This is a genomic window from Cytobacillus sp. Hm23 (assembly GCF_051842895.1).
In the GTDB taxonomy this organism is placed as follows: domain Bacteria; phylum Bacillota; class Bacilli; order Bacillales; family SM2101; genus Nanhaiella.
Map to the genome: position 1 here is coordinate 88,408 of NZ_JBPXRQ010000014.1, position 20,588 is coordinate 108,995.

General features: G+C 34.2%; 16 protein-coding genes. 11 read left to right on the top strand and 5 right to left on the bottom strand.

Annotation, left to right across the window (positions count from 1 at the left end; all coding sequences use genetic code 11):
- Nucleotides 1–170: 170 nt before the first annotated feature.
- From ACSVDA_RS11370 to ACSVDA_RS11385, 4 genes are all read left to right on the top strand, one after another.
- Nucleotides 171–1,925, top strand: a complete 1,755-nt coding sequence (locus tag ACSVDA_RS11370) for an ABC transporter ATP-binding protein (protein ID WP_485883274.1) — start codon at nucleotides 171–173, stop codon at nucleotides 1,923–1,925.
- 12 nt (nucleotides 1,926–1,937) lie between these two features.
- Nucleotides 1,938–3,758, top strand: a complete 1,821-nt coding sequence (locus ACSVDA_RS11375; RefSeq protein ID WP_485883276.1) for an ABC transporter ATP-binding protein — start codon at nucleotides 1,938–1,940, stop codon at nucleotides 3,756–3,758.
- A gap of 825 nt (nucleotides 3,759–4,583) precedes the next feature.
- Complete coding sequence (locus ACSVDA_RS11380) at nucleotides 4,584–6,074, top strand: S8 family peptidase (RefSeq protein WP_485883277.1); 1,491 nt, start codon at nucleotides 4,584–4,586, stop codon at nucleotides 6,072–6,074.
- A 304-nt stretch (nucleotides 6,075–6,378) separates the two neighbouring features.
- Nucleotides 6,379–7,035 (top strand): potassium channel family protein, encoded by a 657-nt coding sequence (locus tag ACSVDA_RS11385; RefSeq protein ID WP_214480008.1) that lies wholly within the window; start codon nucleotides 6,379–6,381, stop codon nucleotides 7,033–7,035.
- Between the two features lie 91 nt (nucleotides 7,036–7,126).
- Here ACSVDA_RS11385 and rnjA read toward each other — a convergent pair whose 3' ends face one another.
- The 3 genes from rnjA to def form a co-directional block, all read right to left on the bottom strand.
- Complete coding sequence (rnjA, locus tag ACSVDA_RS11390) at nucleotides 7,127–8,794, bottom strand: ribonuclease J1 (protein WP_485883279.1); 1,668 nt, start codon at nucleotides 8,792–8,794, stop codon at nucleotides 7,127–7,129.
- Between the two features lie 6 nt (nucleotides 8,795–8,800).
- Nucleotides 8,801–9,010 carry a DNA-dependent RNA polymerase subunit epsilon gene (locus ACSVDA_RS11395; RefSeq protein WP_320208540.1) on the bottom strand — a complete coding sequence of 70 codons (210 nt, stop codon included), beginning with the start codon at nucleotides 9,008–9,010 and terminating at the stop codon, nucleotides 8,801–8,803.
- A 744-nt stretch (nucleotides 9,011–9,754) separates the two neighbouring features.
- A complete protein-coding gene (gene def / locus ACSVDA_RS11400; protein ID WP_485883281.1) occupies nucleotides 9,755–10,309 on the bottom strand; it encodes a peptide deformylase in 555 nt (184 codons plus the stop codon).
- Nucleotides 10,310–10,835: 526 nt separating this feature from the next.
- On the opposite strand from def, the gene ACSVDA_RS11405 reads away from it, so the two are divergent.
- The 5 genes from ACSVDA_RS11405 (at nucleotide 10,836) to lpdA (ending at nucleotide 17,052) form a co-directional block, all read left to right on the top strand.
- A complete protein-coding gene (locus ACSVDA_RS11405; protein ID WP_485883283.1) occupies nucleotides 10,836–11,522 on the top strand; it encodes a YkyA family protein in 687 nt (228 codons plus the stop codon).
- Nucleotides 11,523–12,202: 680 nt separating this feature from the next.
- Nucleotides 12,203–13,309, top strand: a complete 1,107-nt coding sequence (gene pdhA, locus ACSVDA_RS11410; protein ID WP_485883285.1) for a pyruvate dehydrogenase (acetyl-transferring) E1 component subunit alpha — start codon at nucleotides 12,203–12,205, stop codon at nucleotides 13,307–13,309.
- A gap of 3 nt (nucleotides 13,310–13,312) precedes the next feature.
- Nucleotides 13,313–14,290: an alpha-ketoacid dehydrogenase subunit beta gene (locus tag ACSVDA_RS11415; RefSeq protein ID WP_485883287.1), complete on the top strand. Its 978-nt coding sequence runs from the start codon at nucleotides 13,313–13,315 to the stop codon at nucleotides 14,288–14,290.
- Between the two features lie 53 nt (nucleotides 14,291–14,343).
- Entirely contained in the window at nucleotides 14,344–15,639 is a 1,296-nt protein-coding gene (locus tag ACSVDA_RS11420) for a dihydrolipoamide acetyltransferase family protein (protein ID WP_485883289.1), read from the top strand.
- Nucleotides 15,640–15,642: 3 nt separating this feature from the next.
- Nucleotides 15,643–17,052 carry a dihydrolipoyl dehydrogenase gene (lpdA, locus tag ACSVDA_RS11425; protein ID WP_485883291.1) on the top strand — a complete coding sequence of 470 codons (1,410 nt, stop codon included), beginning with the start codon at nucleotides 15,643–15,645 and terminating at the stop codon, nucleotides 17,050–17,052.
- Between the two features lie 103 nt (nucleotides 17,053–17,155).
- Here lpdA and ACSVDA_RS11430 read toward each other — a convergent pair whose 3' ends face one another.
- Nucleotides 17,156–17,548, bottom strand: a complete 393-nt coding sequence (locus ACSVDA_RS11430) for a hypothetical protein (RefSeq protein ID WP_485883293.1) — start codon at nucleotides 17,546–17,548, stop codon at nucleotides 17,156–17,158.
- Nucleotides 17,549–17,723: 175 nt separating this feature from the next.
- On the opposite strand from ACSVDA_RS11430, the gene ACSVDA_RS11435 reads away from it, so the two are divergent.
- On the top strand, nucleotides 17,724–17,972 hold the full coding sequence (locus ACSVDA_RS11435) for a hypothetical protein (protein WP_485883295.1): 249 nt from the start codon (nucleotides 17,724–17,726) through the stop codon (nucleotides 17,970–17,972).
- Here ACSVDA_RS11435 and ACSVDA_RS11440 read toward each other — a convergent pair.
- Entirely contained in the window at nucleotides 17,943–19,028 is a 1,086-nt protein-coding gene (locus ACSVDA_RS11440; RefSeq protein ID WP_485883297.1) for an FUSC family protein, read from the bottom strand. The two genes, ACSVDA_RS11435 and ACSVDA_RS11440, sit on opposite strands and share 30 nt — an antisense overlap.
- 522 nt (nucleotides 19,029–19,550) lie before the next feature.
- Here ACSVDA_RS11440 and ACSVDA_RS11445 point away from each other — a divergent pair.
- The gene (locus ACSVDA_RS11445; protein WP_485883299.1) at nucleotides 19,551–20,420 is read left to right on the top strand and encodes a polysaccharide deacetylase family protein; all 870 of its coding nucleotides are present in this window, start codon (nucleotides 19,551–19,553) and stop codon (nucleotides 20,418–20,420) included.
- Nucleotides 20,421–20,588 lie beyond the last annotated feature (168 nt).

A 20,588-nucleotide genomic window follows, 5' to 3' on the forward strand; every position in this document is an offset into this window, starting at 1 on the left:
ATATATTTTGGGCTTTTTGTTTTGAATAGTTAACAGTATTATTAATTGTTTTTATTGTCATTATTGGGAATAGAATTTTAAAAATAGAAAATAGTAGAAAAATATGATGAAACACGGTATATTTATTTATACGTCTAAAAAACAACAATAGTTAGTTAGGAGGTCATAAGATGGAAACTTTTCGTAAACTTAAAAGCTTTTACTGGCCATACAAACATCTGTTCTTATGGTCATTATTTTTTTCATTGTTTGTAACGGGAATTATTGTAGTGTATCCAATCATCTTACAATATACAATTGATGAAGTTTTTATTGGTGGTAAACACTCAGCTGTTCCGTATTTGGCTTTAGGCTTTGTTGGAATTATGATTATAAAAGGTATTGCAACTTTTTTTCAACAGTACTTAGGTGATATGTTTGGCATAAAATCAGTGTATCATCTTCGAAATACACTGTATGAAAAACTACAATATTTGCCTTTTCGTTATTACGACAACGCCAAAACAGGAGATTTAATGTCAAGATTAACTGCAGATGTTGAAGGTTTTAGGTTTTTCTTATCATTTGGTATTTCAGAATTTATTCGTCTCATACTTTTAATTACAGTAAGCTTATCTGTTATGTTTTATTATTCTATTGAACTAGCAATGATAACGATTGCTGCTTTACCGTTTTTAGCAATTGTTGTTTATAAGTTTGATAAGCAAGTTCATCCAGCCTTTAGAGGAATCCGTAAATCATTTGGGCGTTTAAATACTAAAGTTCAAGAAAATATTAGTGGAATTAACACAGTGAAGTCCTTGTCTAGAGAAGGATTTGAAATATCAAAATTTAATACAACAAATGATGATTATAAGGATAAATATTTGCATACAGCCAATGTATGGGCTAAATTTTTTCCGTTAATGGAGTTCATTGGTAATCTATGTGTAGTAGCGTTGTTAGCATATGGTGGGAACATGGTCATTAATGGAGAGCTAAACCCTGGAGAATTAGTAGCTTTTTTCAGCCTTGTTTGGTACATTATTTGGCCGATAGCTAACTTAGGGTTTGTAATTAATTTGTTTTCACAGTCAAAAGCCTCTGGTGAAAGACTATTGGAAGTTCTTGAGGCAGAAGAAGAAATTAAAAATGTTGAAACACCTATTAAAAAAGGAAGGCTTGAAGGGAATATAGAGTTTGAGCAAGTTACATTAGAGTATAGTGATGAGGATACAGCTGCAATAAAGAATATTTCTTTTCATGCAGAAAAAGGGAGAGTTATTGGTCTTATTGGGTCAACTGGTTCAGGAAAGACGAGTGTTACCCAATTGTTAACAAGATTCTACGATCCTGCAGCTGGTATAGTTAAAATCGATGGTATAGATGTAAAAGATTACGCTCTCCATACTTTAAGAAAAAACATTGGTGTTGTTTTACAAGAATCATTTTTATTCTCATCTACAATAAAAGCGAATATTGCCTATGGAAAACCTGAGGCGACCATGGATGAAATCATTAATGCTGCGAAGCGTGCTGATGCACATGAGTTTATAATGGATCTGCCTGATGGATATGATACGTTGTTAGGTGAAAGAGGTATGGGCTTGTCTGGTGGTCAAAAGCAGCGTATTGCCATTGCTCGAGCAATTTGTATTAATCCTAGCATTCTCATTTTAGATGATGCGACAAGTGCTGTTGATATGGAAACTGAATTTAAAATTCAACATGCGCTTCAGGAAGTTATGAAAGACAGAACTACCATTATTATCGCTCATCGTATTTCTTCATTAAAACATGCAGATGAAATATTAGTATTAGAAGAAGGTAGAATTGTAGAGCGAGGACTTCATAATGAGCTATTGAAGAACAATGGAACGTATAAAAGGATATACGATATTCAATATAAAGATCAAAAACGTATTCTTGCTACTCAGATCGGATAAGGTGGTGTGAACATGAAAAAAGAAAAACTGAATGAGTTAGTAAAAGAGAGATTTCACTATTCCACAGATCAAGCTATCGATAAACCGTTTAATTGGAAACAAATGGTTCGATTGCTTAGTTATATGAAACCATATGTTAAATCATACTTACCGTTAGCTATCCTAACAGTTATTATAACTACGGCTGTACGTCTCATAATCCCGATCTTAATAGGAATCTACACACTTGACCAAGCAGTGAAATATAAGGATACAGACCTCTTGATTAAACTGGTTATCATTATCGCTGTTTTATATACAGTCTCGTATGTAGCAAATATGTTGCGTATTCGCTGGATGAATTTACTTGGTCAAAATATTATTTATGACTTACGCAAACATTTATTTACGCATGTTCAAAGGTTGTCACACAAGTTTTTTGATAAACGATCAGCGGGTTCAATATTAGTTAGAATTATGAACGATATTAATTCATTACAGGAATTGTTTACAAATGGTGTCATTAATTTATTAATGGATTTAATTATTTTAGTCGGTATTGTTGTAATTTTATTCTCAAATAGTCCATCATTAACGATTGCCATCATGGTCATTTTACCAATTATGTTTATCATATCGACAAGCTTGCGGAAAAATATACGACGTTCTTGGCAAAATGTTCGGATGAAGCAGTCTAAGATGAATTCACACTTAAATGAAAGTATTCAAGGGATACGTGTGACGCAGGCGTATACACAAGAGCCTGAGAATATTACTTTTTTTGATGGTATAAACACTGAGTCCTATCTTTCATGGAAAGATGCAACAAAAAAGAACGCTCTTTTTAGACCATTTGTTGAAATGTCTAATGCGATTGGTACAGCAATCTTAATTTGGTATGGATCAATTTTAATTACTGGTCAAAGCTTGAGCGTTGGGGAGTTTGTTATGTTCGCCTTTTACTTAGGTATGTTTTGGGAACCTATTTCAAGATTAGGCCAAGTTTACAATCAATTATTAATGGGTATGGCTTCCAGTGAAAGGATTTTTGAATTTTTAGATGAGAAGCCACTAGTATCAAACAAAATAGATGCAAATCCACTGCCAAATATGAAAGGTGATATTGATTTTCGTGATGTGACTTTTTCATATGACGACAAGAGAACAGCACTAGACAAAGTTTCATTATCAATTAAACAAGGTCAAACTGTAGCTCTAGTTGGGCATACAGGGTCAGGGAAAACTACGATTGCCAATTTAATAGGAAGAAACTATGATGCTACAAGTGGAGAAGTAATAATAGATGGTTATAACATAAGAGACCTGTTATTGGATAGTGTTAGATCTCAAATTAGTGTCGTTCTACAGGATACATTTATATTTTCAGGATCAATTATGGATAATATTCGTTTTGGAAGACCTGATGCAACAGACGATGAGATCATTAAAGCAGCAAAAGCCGTTGGAGCACATGATTTTATTGAAAAACTAGCTAACGGCTACGAGACAGAAGTAGAGGAAAGAGGCAATGTCTTATCGGTCGGAGAAAGACAACTATTATCTTTCGCAAGAGCATTGCTTGCTGACCCAAAAATATTAATACTTGACGAAGCAACAGCAAGTATAGATACGGAAACAGAAGTGAAAATCCAACAGGCTCTAAAAGAACTATTACATGGACGAACTGCAATCATTATAGCTCATAGATTATCCACGATTAGAGATGCTGATCATATTTTTGTTCTTGAACAAGGTAAAATTATTGAAGGTGGAACACATGAACAGTTAATGGAACATCATGGAGAGTACTATAAGTTGGTTGAAGCACAATTTAAAATGCTTGAAGTAGGATAGTAACAAACCACCGAGAAGGTGGTTTGTTTTTTTAGTAAGGATTCTTTTCGATACTTTGTGTTATTGTTACTAAACTATTATCAAAAAGAATGTTTTTTATGTTAGTCTTCGTTGTACAGAAGAAAAGAAGCCACGAAAGTTAGAAATTTTTCGAGTTTAGCTCATATTACGAAAAGCAACAATTATTGCGAAAAAAAGATTAGTAAGGATTCTTTTCGATACTTTGTGTTATTGTTACTAAACTATTATCAAAAAGAATGTTATTTATGTTAGTCTTCGTTGTACAGAAGAAAAGAAGCCACGAAAGTTAGAAGTTTTTCGAGTTTAGCTCATATTACGAAAAGCAACAATTATTGCGAAAAAAAGATTAGTAAGGATTCTTTTCAATACTTTGTATTTATTATCACTAGGATTTTAGTAACCGAAATGTTTTAAATGATCATATAGTCACTAAAGAAGAAAAGAGAAGAAAAGATACCCCGAACGATATAAATATTCGTACGTAGTTGCTATTACGAAAGGCAAGAAATAATGCGAATACAGGCATTAGTAAGGTTCTTTTCTTACACTTTGTGTTATTGTCACTAAACTATTACCAAAAAGAATGTTTTTTTATGTTAGTCTTCGTTGTACAGAAGAAAAGAAGCCCCAAGCGTTCTTTACAATATTAACAGTAAAATTTTACATAGCGTATATGAGAAGAATTATGTATAGTACATTTTACCTAGATTACAAATGCAAGTAGATAGTTGATAAGTAGCAAGGATTCTACCTGAAAATTATTGAATATTAACAATTGTACGAAAAAATAAGGGAGGAAAAAAGATGAAAAAATTAATAAGTTTGTTTTTTACTGCATTACTAATAGTAGGTGTGACCTTACCTACTTCTGCTTCAACGAAGTCAGAAGAAAGCATCTCTTATACGATTGTTTTTAAGAAAGAACAACTTCCAGATGATGTTTCTACAATCGTTGAGGAGCTAGGTGGTACAATAGTTAAATCCATACCGGAGATTGGTGTCATTCAAGTCGAAGCTCCTACAGATTTTGCTAAAGATGCAATAAAACACGCTGATATATCAGTCGCAACTCCTTCGTTAGTCGCTAATGTACCTGATTTACATTCAATCGATATAGAGGATACATCAATTGATGTAAATAATGCTTCCTTATATGATTTGCAATGGGATATAAAAAGGGTGACAAACGATGGTGCTAGCTATGATATTAACACAGGAAATCATGATGTTGTCGTAGGTATTATAGACTCTGGGATAGATGTCAATCATCCTGATGTTAAAGAAAACTTGTTGCCAGGCTCTAAAAACTTTGTACCTGCAGGAGGGATCACTGGTGTAGATAAGTCCGAAACGGGTGATTTATACGATATTCAAGACCGTAATGGACATGGTACGCACGTTGCAGGAACAATTGCTGGAAACGGTGAAATATTAGGTGTTGCTCCGAATGTAGGCTTCCGATCATATCGTGTATTCGCAGCTGAAGGGGGCGCTTATGATACTTGGATTGTAGAAGCAATTATTGCCGCTGCTAATGATGGAGTTGATGTAATTAACATGAGCTTAGGAGGAATCATGGCTAAAGGGCAAGTGTACTTCACTGATACTGAAACTGGTGAGAGAACAAAACTAGGTGATGATGTTGCTGAATTTGTTGCATATTCCCGAGCGATGAAATACGCAGAGAAAAAAGGAGCTTTAGTTGTGACTTCTGCAGGGAATGATGGTATAAATGCAACAAATCATAAAGAAGTTACCGAACTTGCAAATTTAAAATATGGTCCAGATGGATATGAATTTATAGGTGCTAGCTTTTATGCTCCAGCGAGTATCCCTAATGTAGTGTCGGTATCTGCAACAGGTCCTTTTGATGAATTAGCTCTTTACTCTAATTACGGAAATGGGTTTGTTGATGTTGCAGCACCAGGAGGAAATTATGAATTGTATATGGAATATTTAAATGCGGGAATTTTTGACGAATATATAGCTAATCGTTTATTTGAGGGCGAGTTTAATCTTAGTTCAGTACCAGATGTATCTTATGAATACGATGCCGATGGTGTAATTGTTGACTATACTTATAACGGGCCTTCATACTCTTGGCAGGTAGGTACATCTATGGCTGCTCCAAAAGTATCAGCAGTAGCTGCACTTGTTTATGCCACAAACGATGATATTACACCGAAGAAGGTAAAACTACAATTACAAAAATCAGCTGAAGATATTGGTGGAAATGGGCATGATGAATCTTTTGGACAAGGTTTAGTTAATGCTTATAACGCCTTAACGAGATAAATACGTTAGCTAACTATGTGAAAATGATTAGATAAGTAATACATGCTGAGATAAGCTTGATTGCTTATCTTTTTTTGTGTTTAGGCTCTTTGCGTAAACTTTGTTGTTTTTCACTTTTATTTGAGTAACTAATATGTATAATATGATTATTAAAGTCTTTAGAGAAGAGATGAAGCCCCGAACGTGAGCTATATAAGTGCGCTTATATCTTAGAAAGAAAAGCAACGCTCAATGCGAAAACAGCCTGAATTTTATGGTAAAATCAATTTGAACCATTTTCTTCACTATAATTGGAGGAGTTAACGTGAAAAAAGAATTTGCAGTAATAGGACTAGGAAGATTCGGAGGAAGTATTTGTAAATCTTTAAGTGAACAAGGTATGGAAGTATTAGCTTTTGATATTGATGAAGATAAAGTAAATGAGTATGCTAATATCGCTTCACATGCAGTAATAGGAGACTCTACAGATGAGTCAATATTAAAAAATTTAGGAATTAGAAATTTTGATCATGTTATTATCGCAATTGGTGATAACATTCAAGCTAGCATTTTAACTACACTCATTTTAAAAGAGCTCGGGGTTGAAAATATAACTGTCAAAGCACAGAATGATTATCATGAGAAAGTACTCTCAAAAATAGGTGCTGATCAAATTGTCCATCCGGAACGGGATATGGGAAGAAGAATAGCGCATAATATTATTTCAAATAACGTATTAGACTACTTAGAATTATCAGATGAGCATAGCATTGTCGAAATTGTTGCAAGTGAAAAAATTGATGGTAATTCATTAATTGATTTAGACATTCGTGCTCAATATGGAATAAATATAGTTGCAATTAAACGAGGTAAGGAGATCATTGTATCACCTCAAGCAACAGAAAACATACACGAAGGGGATATTTTAATTGTTATCGGGGCAGATACTGATATCAATAGATTTGAAAAACATGTGATATAAGAAAGCAAAAGGGCTAACCTCTCTGTTAAATGTAATTTCTATTTATAGAAATTACATTTAACAAGTGGAAAGCCCTTTTTGTTTGTTTAAGTTATACTTCCATGATGATTGGTAAAATCATTGGACGACGTTTTGTCTTTTCATATAAAAATGGTGATAAAGTATCTGTAATTTCATTTTTAATTTCTGACCATTGACTTGTGCGACGTTCCATGACTTTATTTAAATGCTTTGTTATTAAATTCTGAGCATCATTTATTAAGTCTCCAGATTCTCTCATATAAACGAAACCTCTAGATATAATGTCAGGACCTGCTGCAATTTTAAAGTCTTTCATATTAATGCTGACTACAACAATAACAAGCCCTTCTTCTGATAAGATACGACGATCGCGCAAAACTATATTACCGATATCTCCTATGCCATTACCGTCAATATAAACTGATCCTGAAGGGATTTTTCCTGCAACAGATGCTTCCTTTTTGCTTAAAGCAAGCACTTCTCCATTGTCCATAATAAAGCAATCTTCTTCATCTACACCACAGTCAATAGCAAGCCTGGTGTGCATTTTTTGCATGCGATACTCACCATGAATCGGCATAAAGTACTTAGGCTTAATTAAACGTAGCATTAATTTTTGTTCTTCTTGTCCACCATGCCCAGAAGTGTGAATGTCATTTAATTGACCATGAATAACTTCTGCGCCTGCTCTTGAGAGCCTATCTATTGTACGGCTAACGCTAATTGTATTTCCAGGAATAGGTGAAGATGAAAATACAACTGTATCACCAGGGATAATTTGAATTTGTCTATGTGTGCCATTTGCAATTCTAGATAAAGCTGCCATTGGTTCCCCTTGACTACCTGTACATAGAATTGTAGTTTGATTAGCTGGCATTCTGTTAAGTTGGGCCGTATCTATAAATGTATCTTTCGGACATTGAATGTAGCCAAGCTCTTGGCCTATTTCGATAGCACCTTCCATGCTTCTCCCAAATACAGCGATTTTACGATTATTAGCAACAGCTGCTTCGGTAACTTGCTGCAATCGATGAATATTTGATGCAAAAGTTGCAAAGATAATTCGACCATCAACTTTCCTGAAAATATCGTGAATGCTATCACCTACACGCCTTTCAGACATAGTGAAATCAGGATTTTCACTGTTTGTGCTATCTGAAAGTAAGCATAACACTCCTTCTTTCCCTATTTCTGCCATTTTTGTCAAGTTTGCTGGCTCTCCAACAGGAGTAAAGTCGAATTTGAAGTCACCTGTATGTACAATTTGTCCTGCTGGAGTTTTTACAACAATACCATAAGAATCAGGGATACTATGAGTAGTCCTGAAAAATGTGATTGCTGTTTTTCTGAATTTTATAATATCGTCTTCTTTAATTTCATGAAAAGTTGTTCTTCGTAATAGTCCATGCTCTTCTAATTTATTTCTAATAAGTCCTAATGCTAATTTACCACCGTAGATAGGAATATTAAGCTCACGTAATAAATATGGGATTCCTCCAATGTGATCTTCATGTCCATGTGTTATAAATAGACCTTTGATTTTATTAGCATTTTTGACTAAATAGCTATAATCTGGTATTACGTAGTCGATACCTAAAAGTTCATCTTCAGGAAATTTAATTCCAGCATCAATTAAAATTATTTCATCTTGATATTGAACGCCATATGTGTTTTTTCCGATTTCACCTAATCCACCTAGAGCGAAAACCGCTACTTGATCATTTTTTACAAATTTCATTAGTTATCAATTCTCCAATACTTTAAAATCTTCATTTCTTTGTTCGAATTCTAAATATTCACCACTTACTAGCTGAACAAACTCTATATTTAGATTTCGATCTTTTAATTTTTCTCTTACATCCCGTTCTGAATCAGCGTTAATGTACACAGTTTGGGTCTTTTCTCTCACTGGTACTTCAAGTACATCTTCTTGAAAATAAACTTTAAAAATCATTCCTATCTCTCTCCTTAACCTCCGAAATTACAATTCACTTGTTTTTATTATAAATAAAATAACATATATTTCATTTTTTTGCTGAAGTATATGAAAGTATATATTTATAGTAGTTACATTCACTTATTTTACAATAAAATTGTCCACGGTGCTAATTAAATAATGAGCCCTTCAGTAGAAGGGCGTAAATGTATTTATATTATTATGCAATAGATTTTTTTCCAACAAGATCCCGCCACTGTTTCAACAATTTTTTTCTGAGTTTTTTTAGCATAGCTATGTCAACTCCTTATATATTTATTGTAAACGAACTTTAGTAATTGTTAAAGGGTATTTACAATCTTTATTAGTAGTATATGTGTTCAAGATTAAAGTTCTCATGGGTAAAAATGGAACAGAGATATTAATCTAAACACGGCAAAGATTTTCTTTTAGCAGTGACATAAACTAAAGCTGAGTCAAACAATAATATTTTTTTGAAAAAATAGGTGGTTATATGAAAACTATGCATAACTAAATTTCTTCTACTATTAAAATTGAATAGTACCAGCGGTTAGCAATGAAGTGACATCTGTAATTTAAGAGTGGGAAAGGTGTGGTAGGGTTAATGTTAATAAACATAAAGGGTTTTTAATATTCCGAAGAACTTTAAAACGATAAAAGATCAAAGGCAATACAAATGAAACAAGTCGGTGCGAATAGCAAAGGATCAGATCCAATTTAAATAGGGTCTGATCCTTTTAGCTATCTATCAAGAGGTGTTGCTTCTTCTAACAATGTAAACGGCTCTTTTTCATTGATATGGTCATAAAACATAATGCCGTTTAAATGGTCTATCTCGTGCTGGAAGACGATGGATGGCAATCCTTTCAGGCGTATAGTAACATTTTCACCTTCTAATGTGGTTCCTTTTACTGTGATGCGAGCATAACGTGGAACGTACCCAGGAACTTCTCGATCAACTGAAAGGCAGCCTTCGCCTGTTGTTAAATATGTTTTTTCTACAGAATGACTAACAATCTTTGGATTGAATAATGCGTAGCTAAATAATGTGTCATTCGCATCGTGAACATGAATTGCAATCATTTTTTTTGATACATTTATTTGAGGTGCAGCTAAACCAATACCAGGTCGTAAGTCATATTTTTCTGCCAATTCTTCATCTTGACTCATCTGGACATATTCAATCATGCTTTGTAAAATATTTATATCTTCCTTTGATGGAGGCATTGCTACTTCTTCAGCGACTTTCCGAAGTGTAGGATGGCCTTCTCTAATAATGTCTTCCATTTTAATCAAAAATGTTCACTCCTATTTAAATCTTCTATTTATTTTTTTGCTGGTTTCGCATAGATTGTTGCTTTCTGTACTAAGATATAAACAATTAACGCCTAAGGCAACTTTTCGACTGTTAGCATTTTAGGGTTCGGATAACACCTCATCTTACTATTCTTATTAATAAAATTAGCAACAATGTTTACGAAAAGAGCCTTATTTTATTATAGTCTATCAAATACATATGGAATTGTTAACAAAATCAATTATTATTTTGAACTATAAATATGCCTAATAACAAATATGCACGTATTCGAGGTATGTATTCATGTTAACAGACTATTCGAAACATATGTGCTCAAGTGTATCTCCTTTGTTTATAAACAATTTTTAAGAAAGCTTTCGGTATATGTAAATTATTCAGTCATTTTCAAGTAGACAAGCTCATAAATATGTATTGTACTAATCGATCATTATTTTTCTTGTACATATTGTCAAATATCATAGATATCATTATAGTAGAAGGTGTTAGGTTGTGAGGGGGATTATTGTGTATAAACAACATAAAATTATAGGAATACTCAGTGTGCTAGTGACGTTGCTGCTTGGAACAGCTGCTTGTAGTGGCACTAGTCCTGAAGAAAAAATTTACAATACTCTAGAAGAGGTCGTATCACTTGAAACTGATTTTGAAGAACAACAAGAACCTTTGACGGAGTTAGAGCTAAAGGATAAAGAATTATTTGATCAAATTATTTCATTAAGTATGGATGATTTTGATCAGATTGTAACCCTTTCTAACGAAGCTCTTAATGTTGTTGCGAAGAGAGAAGAACATCTGAAGAATGAATATGAGAGCATAGAAGCAGGGAAAAAGCATTTTGAAACAATTCTGTCGATTACTGATAACATGAAGGATGAAGACTTAAAAAAATCAGCAACAGCTTTATTTGAGTTAATGAACCAACGTTATACTGTATATGAAGATCTTCACCAACGGTATGTTCAATCACTTTCATTAGATAAAGAACTATATGAAATGCTTCAAATTGAGGATTTGCCATTAGAACAATTAGAATCCCATATCACCAAAATAAATGAAAGCTATACTAACGTCATGGATACAAATGAAAAATTTAATCAATTGACTAACGAGTTTAATGAATCAAAATTATCTTTTTATAAAAATGCAGGATTTGAGATTGAACATTCAGATGATTCTAATGTGAGTGAATAAAAGAATAAATGTAGCTACAAAAAGTGAGGATAATATACCTCGCTTTTTTATTATGGGACGCTTCTTTTTGTGAAAATTGCTATTTGTTATCCCAAATAACAGATTGATGAGTTTTATGAGGGTTAATAGACTTTAAAGTAGAAAAGATACCACGAACACTAGGTGTAAACGTGCTTATATCTACGTAGAACAAGCAACAATCGATTCGAAAAGCCTATAGAAAAGAAAAGATATTACAACCATCAGTGGCGTATATATTTTAACTTTAGTACAACAAACAACAATCAACCCAAAAACTGCCTATGAGAAAAACAAAATATATTATAACAGATGGGTGTTATGTAATATAACAGACTGTTTTTTTGGAGAAAAATATAAATGCGGTTAACAATACGATTAACTTGAAAAAACTATGAGCATAGACATTGACGACTCCTATTTTTATGGTGTAATATTTTTATGTAATAAAAATTGTATTAATCAATTACTTTGATATGAATGATACAGATTCTATTATCCATATAACTGAAAGAAACTTATCTTATTATCTACCCTTAATATGGCTTGTTAAAGTCAAAATTGGATAATCTAATAAGTAAGCCAAAGGGTTCTAAGTTATCACTAATTGTGTAATTACCCTGAAAATAACTAATCGGAGAAGAAAGGAAGAGGTGAAGCAGATGGGAAAAACAACCCAAACTGACACTAAAGAACAACTTTCAAAAGTAGAAGAGCATTTTCAAACACTTCAAGTTTTGAATGAAGAAGGCGAAGTTGTAAATGAAGACGCTATGCCTAAGCTATCAGATGACCAACTAAAAGAGTTAATGACAAGAATGGTTTATACACGTATTTTAGATCAACGTTGTATAAGTCTAAATCGTCAAGGACGTCTAGGATTTTATGCTCCGACTGCAGGTCAAGAAGCTTCCCAGTTGGCTAGTCAGTTTGCTTTAGAAAAAGAAGATTTTATTTTACCTGGATATCGTGATGTGCCACAAATTGTTTGGCATGGTTTACCATTATATCAAGCATTTTTATTCTCAAGAGGACATTTTCATGGAAACCAAATTCCTGAAGGAGTAAATGTGATTTCACCGCAAATTATTATCGGTGCGCAAATTACTCAATGTGCTGGTGTAGCACTTGGGATGAAAAAACGTGGTGAAAAAGCAGTAGCAGTTACTTATACAGGTGACGGCGGTGCGAGCCAAGGAGATTTTTATGAAGGAATGAATTTTGCAGGGGCATATAAAGCACCAGCTATTTTCATTGTTCAAAATAATCGATTTGCAATTTCTACACCAGTGGAAAAACAATCTGCAGCAGGTACTGTAGCTCAGAAGGGTGTCGCGGCTGGAATACCTGGTATTCAAGTTGATGGAATGGATCCTTTAGCTGTTTATGCTGCAGTAAATGAAGCTCGTGAGCGCGCGGTAAACGGTGAAGGACCAACATTGATCGAAACTTTAACTTATCGTTATGGTCCACACACAATGGCTGGAGACGATCCAACTCGTTATCGTTCTACAGAACTTGATGATGAGTGGGAAAAGAAAGATCCACTTGTACGCTTCCGTAAGTTCCTTGAAAACAAAGGCTTATGGTCTGAAGAGCAAGAAAATAATGTGATTGAAAAAGCTAAAGAAGATATAAAAGAAGCAATTAAAAAAGCTGACGATGCACCTAAACAACAAGTATCAGATTTTATTAATAATATGTTCGAGGAATTACCATACAACTTACAAGAGCAATTGGAAATTTATCAAGAAAAGGAGTCGAAATAAGCGATGGCCCAAATGACATTGATTCAAGCAATCACCGATGCGTTACGTACAGAGTTGCGTAATGACCCTAATGTATTGCTATTTGGAGAAGACGTAGGATTAAACGGTGGGGTTTTCCGTGCTACTGAAGGATTACAAGCAGAATTTGGTGAAGATCGTGTATTTGATACACCTTTAGCTGAATCGGGTATTGGTGGCCTTGCAGTAGGTCTAGGTTTACAAGGTTTTAGACCCGTTCCTGAAATACAATTCTTCGGTTTTGTATATGAGGTTATGGATGCGATATCTGGACAAATGGCTAGAATGAGATATCGTTCTGGAGGACGTTATCATTCTCCAGTTACAATTCGTTCACCATTTGGTGGAGGCGTGCATACACCTGAGTTACATGCAGACAGCTTAGAAGGATTAATGGCTCAGCAACCAGGATTAAAGGTAGTCATCCCTTCAACTCCATATGACGCGAAAGGTTTATTGATTTCTGCTATCCGTGATAATGATCCAGTTATCTTTTTAGAGCATATGAAATTATATCGTTCATTTAGAGAAGAAGTACCTGAAGAAGAATACACAATTGAAATCGGTAAAGCAGATGTAAAACGTGAAGGCAGCGACCTATCGATTATCACATATGGAGCAATGGTTCATGAATCATTAAAAGCTGCAACAGAACTTGAGAAAGAAGGAATTTCAGCGGAAGTAATTGATTTACGTACAGTAAGTCCATTAGATATTCCTACAATTATTTCATCTGTTGAAAAAACTGGGCGTGCAATTGTTGTACAAGAAGCACAAAAACAAGCAGGTATAGCAGCGAATGTAGTAGCAGAAATTAATGATCGTGCAATATTAAGCCTAGAAGCACCAGTATTACGTGTAGCAGCTCCAGACACAGTATATTCGTTCTCTGCAGCTGAACCTGTTTGGTTACCTAACTTTAAGGACGTTATAGAAACTGCGAAAAAAGTAATGAACTTTTAATTTAAAGTTCCCAAGATAATGACTTTATGCAAAAGGACTAGGAGGTCGACAACATGGCATTTGAATTTAAACTGCCTGATATCGGAGAAGGTATTCACGAAGGTGAAATTGTTAAATGGTTTGTAAATACAGGCGATGAAGTCAATGAAGATGACGTACTGTGTGAAGTACAAAATGATAAAGCTGTAGTTGAAATTCCTTCACCTGTTAAAGGAAAAGTGTTAGAAGTTCTTGTTGAAGAAGGAACAGTTGCTGTTGTAGGTGACACTCTCATTAAATTTGATGCACCAGGATATGAAGGTTTGACATTTAAAGGTCAAGAAGAGGAAGAAAAAGAGCCTGAGCAAGTAGAGAGTGTAGAAGAGGTAACTGCAGCAGTTCAAGCGGATATCCCTGAAGTAGATGAAAATCGTCGCGTAATTGCAATGCCGTCAGTTCGTAAATATGCACGAGAAAAAGGCATAGACATACGTCTAGTAGCTGGTACTGGAAATAACGGACGTGTACTTAAACAAGATATCGATACGTTTGTAGCTGGTGGAGCTGTACAAGAAACGGAAACAGTAGAGATCGTTGAAGAAATCTCAGCTGTACAAACACCTGTTAAGGAAGAGAAGCCTGCTAAGCAAGCAATCCCAGTTGGTGAATACCCTGAAACAAGAGAAAAAATTAGTGGTATCCGTAAAGCAATTGCAAAAGCGATGGTGAATTCTAAACATACTGCACCTCATGTAACTTTAATGGATGAAATTGATGTTACTAAACTTGTTGCACATCGTAAAAAGTTCAAGAGCGTTGCAGCAGACAAAGGAATTAAACTTACATTTTTACCTTATGTCGTTAAAGCTTTAACATCAGCTTTGCGAGAGTTCCCGGTATTAAACACATCAATGGATGATGCAACAGATGAAATCGTTCAAAAGCATTATTACAATATTGGTATTGCTGCTGATACAGAAAAGGGACTACTTGTTCCAGTAGTAAAAAATGCTGATAGCAAATCTGTATTTTCAATTTCTAATGAAATTAATGAATTAGCTACAAAGGCTCGTGAAGGTAAGCTTGCACCTCAAGAAATGAAAGACGCTTCATGTACGATAACGAATATCGGATCAGCTGGTGGTCAATGGTTTACACCAGTTATCAATCATCCTGAGGTTGCAATTCTTGGTATCGGTCGTATTCAAGAAAAACCAGTTGTGCAAGATGGTGAAATTGTAGTTGCACCTGTATTAGCTTTATCATTAAGCTTCGATCATAGAATGATTGATGGTGCTACTGCTCAGTATGCTTTAAATCATATCAAACGCTTGTTAAACGATCCTGAATTATTATTAATGGAGGGGTAATCGATGGTAGTAGGAGATTTTCCAATTGAAACAGACACTCTTGTCGTAGGAGCGGGCCCTGGAGGTTATGTTGCCGCAATTAGAGCAGCACAGCTAGGACAAAAAGTAACAATTGTTGAGAAATCAAATCTAGGTGGAGTATGTTTGAACGTGGGATGTATTCCATCTAAAGCTTTAATAAGTGCAGGTCACCGCTATGAAACAGCATTACACTCTGAAGATATGGGTATTACAGCACAAAATGTGTCTGTAGACTTCTCTAAAGTACAGGAGTGGAAAGCAGGTATTGTAAAAAAACAAATTGGCGGAGTTCAAACTTTATTAAAAAGTAACAAAGTCGATATTGTTAGTGGAGAAGCTTATTTTGTTGATGCAAATACAGTCCGAGTGATGGATGAAAATTCTGCACAAACGTATAAGTTTAAACATGCAATCATTGCTACAGGTTCTCGTCCAATTGAATTACCGACTTTTAAATATAGTAAACGTGTTATAGATTCTACTGGAGCTTTAGCATTGGAAGAAATTCCAAAGTCATTAGTCGTTATTGGCGGAGGATACATCGGTACAGAGCTTGGTACAGCTTATGCTAACTTTGGTACGAATGTAACAATATTAGAAGGTGCAGATGAGATTTTATCTGGCTTTGAAAAACAAATGAGCAGTATTGTAAAGCGTAAACTTAAGAAAAAAGGCGTTGAAATCTATACGAATGCTTTAGCGCAAGGTGTAGAAGAACGTGAAGATGGGGTTACGGTTTCGTTTGAAGCTAAAGGTGAAACAAAAACAATTGATGCTGATTACGTGTTAGTAACAGTAGGGCGCCGTCCAAATACCGAGGAGTTAGGTCTTGAACAAGTTGGTGTTGACTTAACTGATCGTGGTGTTATTAAAATTGATAAGCAATGTCGGACATCTGTAGACAATATCTTTGCCATCGGTGATATCGTCGAAGGTCCACCGCTTGCACATAAGGCTTCTTACGAAGGAAAAATAGCTGCTGAGGTCATTTCAAACCACCCGTCTGAAATAGATTATCATGGAATTCCAGCAGTTGTATTTTCAGACCCTGAGCTAGCATCAGTTGGTTACTCAGAAAAAGAAGCGAAAGAGAATGGGCTAGAAATTGTAGCTGCTAAATTTCCTTTTGGTGCAAACGGAAGAGCGCAGGCTCTTAATGCAGCTGAAGGCTTCCTAAAGCTCATTACGAGAAAAGAAGATGGATTAGTGATTGGTGCACAAATTGCTGGTCCAAATGCATCTGATATGATTGCTGAGCTTGGTTTAGCAATTGAAGCCGGAATGACTGCTGAAGATATTGCTATGACAATCCATGCACACCCAACATTAGGAGAAATTACGATGGAAGCTGCAGAGGTTGCCATCGGAAGTCCAATTCACATTTTGAAATAAATTTAAGATTGTTTACGTAACTGGAAACCCTGTTAGTACGCAGAAGTAACGTAAATATGTGTAATAAAAAAAGGCTGTCATGAATATATAATGACAGTCTTTTTTATTCTTTATTGCCTTCTAAAGCCTCTTTTATCGGATTCATAATCTCATCCTTACTTATATGACCTTCGACTTGTGCAATAATTTCGTTATCGTACATCATCACTAGTGCTGGGTATTGGTTAATATTTATATTAACTTCTTCTGCTTGTGATGAAATAATGACCATATTTGAAATTTCATGTGGAAATTCTTTTTTCAATTCTAGTAAAGCATCGTAGTAATTTATTTCATTTTGCACATTATTTTCATCTGAGAAAAACATCAACTGTAAATCATCTTTATTTATTTGGATGCTAGAAGTGTCATTCTGTTGGCAAGATGCAATGAAAATGAATGACAGTAAAAGGAATGTAGAAAGACGCTTCATTATTTGTTCACTTCTTTCAGTCAAAATGAGTGAATGTCTCTTTTGTGATTAAATTCGAAATTCTTATAACATGTAGTACTATTGTAGCATGTGAAAGTCTGGGAATAGACTATGTCATCTATTTGTTACAAAAATGAAAAATAGATGTTGCTTGTCTTGCATAAGTATTAAAAAGAGGTTAATAGAAGGAGAATAGTATATGAAGACTTTAACTGTTTTTATGGTCCAATTTATGATATGGAGTGCATACAGTATTATAGAATGGTTGTCTCGGCATGATGGTCGCGTTTCAAAGTCAATATTACTAGCTATATTAATCTATTTTGCATATATAATTGCACAAAAAGCAATGCAGTCTAAAAAAAGAGGCATAATAATCACGATCATTAGCCTCCCTTTATATTTTTTGTGTCGTGAACTATTCTGGGCTTTTGCTGCTATTTATTGACGTATATTCTTTATCTCTCTTTGATTGATTTCTAGTCAAGTGTTCAACTTCTTCCAGCACATCATGTATAGACAATAGTTCAAATAACAAGACTGTTTCTTTTGGAAAATGATGATAGTATTTGGTGTGTGTTTCTCCAATTTGTTCTTTACATCTTCTGAAATTTTCATCAAGATCTTTAATTAATTCGTAATGTTCTTCAGGAATACGGTGCTTCGGATCTTTCAATATAGTATTTATTGATATAAATGCTTGGTGAAGTTTTTCTTTATCTATATTAGTTATAATACTGTAATTTGACAGATGTTGTAAATTTCCGATGTGAAATAGTATTTGTTGTAGCAATGTTAATTTTTTATGTTCAATTTGAAAATCTCTCATTTCTTTCGTAGTATGCCTATGGAATTTCCACTCAGCACGTTGATAGTGACATAGTTGTAAAGTTTTTTCATAGCTTTTAGTTATAGCTTGAAATTGTTGAACAGTTTGTGTCTTTTTGGTGTTTGTAAGACCTAAAATATCATGACCAATTACTTCAATAGTTTGAGCTGTCTCTACAAACAGCTTATCAATTGATTTATGTATAATTGGAGAGAATTTTGGTGGTAATATGATCAAGTTTACTAACGTTGATACAAACAAGCCAATAGATGTTGTTAGTAGTCTTGTAAAAAACGCAAGTATAAAATTATCACCTGTCACTGGAATCATTGCAACAGCTGTTAAGGTTGCTACTAAAATGCCATCATCCAGTTTTAAACGATGGCATAATAATATCGTACTTGTTGCTGCAAGGGCATAGGAAAGAGGGTCTTCGCCAATAAAAGCCGTAAAGGTTAATGAAAATGCTGCTCCGATAGCTGAAGCCGGGAAGCGAACGACACCTTTCTTAATGGATTCTGCAGCTGTTGGCTCAATTGTTACAATAGCTGTAATAACGGCAAAAATAGCCGGAAGGTTAAGTAACTCGCATATATAAGCCGTAATAAAAACCGCGAGTCCCGTCTTAAAGACTCGTCCCCCGAATATTTTGAATTTATTGACAAATCTTTTCATTTCTTCAAACTCCGTCTCATTGTTCACCTTATTTTGTTAAAATTTGGCTGTTGTCGCCACTAAGTTTAGACACGAATACAACTAGATTCATAGCATATTTGCTACTTCTAATAAAGCCCTCATGTTGTTTTTATGTAGTAGAACTATGTAGTACACGTATGGCTGTTTTTCGCATAAATTGTTACTTTCCGAAATAAGGGCTAAATACGAATATGACTAACGTTTGGGGCATCTCTTTTTCTCTAAAGACTATAAAAATCATATCATACATATCAGTAACACAACTATATGTAAAAAAAGCAAAATATTTTACGAAAAGAGCCTTTTTGTTTCATCTTTACAGTTGGGATAGTTTGATGAGATACTTTTCAAGTTTACTTGAAAGACCATACAGGTTGTTACCATTAATATTATAATATCAATGATAAGAAATAAGGTAATCATTTTTATTATTTTTTTAGAAAAAAAAATATAACTATATTATAATTAATGAGTATTTTTAATAATTGGAGGATTATACGAATGAAAATCATCACAATTGCAATTTTATCAATCTTTGCTTCTTACATAACTGGCTGTAGCCAAAGTGATGTTACTAAGGAAACTGTCGCAATTGACAAGGAAAAAGTAAACAGTGAGGAGATAACGGAAGTAGACGATAGTAATTCAACAAACATAAACACAACAACGAAATCTACTGTGGAAGAGGAATTTAATAACACTGAGGAATTGGAAATAACAGAGCTAGAACCTCAATATACAATAAATCCGAATCATTGGGGAGTTGAACCAATTAGTGACGCTAATGAGAATGTATTATTATTAACAATTGATGATGCTCCAGATAAATACAGCTTACAGATGGCTCATACTTTACAGTCCGTGAATGTAAAAGCGATCTTTTTTGTGAATGGCCATTTTATTGATAGTGAAGAAGAGCAAGAGGTATTGAAGCAAATATATGAACTTGGTTTTCCGATAGGTAATCATACATGGTCTCATAATAATTTAAGTGAATTATCTGAAGTTGAGCAATATGAAGAAATTGTAAAATTAAATGATGAAATAGAAAAAATAATTGGAATGAGGCCACAATTTTTTCGAGCTCCATACGGGGTGAATACTGAATACTCGAAACAACTGGTTGCTGAAGAAAGTATGGTGTTAATGAATTGGTCATATGGATACGACTTTGACAAAAAATATATGACTGAAGAGTCAATTTTAGATATTATGGTAAATACGCCACTATTACGTAACGGTGCGAATTTATTGATGCATGATCGTGAATGGACAAACGATGCGTTACAGGAAATTGTTATTCAGTTACAAAAGAACGGTTATGATATGGTTGATCCAGCGTTAATAAAAATCAATCCAAATATAAATTAAGATGACAGTTAAGTCATATTAGTTATTTATTATTGATATAATGTTCTTTCGGTTGTGGGCTAAGATCGATTTTGATAAACCTAACTCTATAGGTAATTAGGTGGGTGGATCCACCTGATTACCTATAAATCTAGCTTGCCTAAAAAATTCATTTATATCTAGATGTAG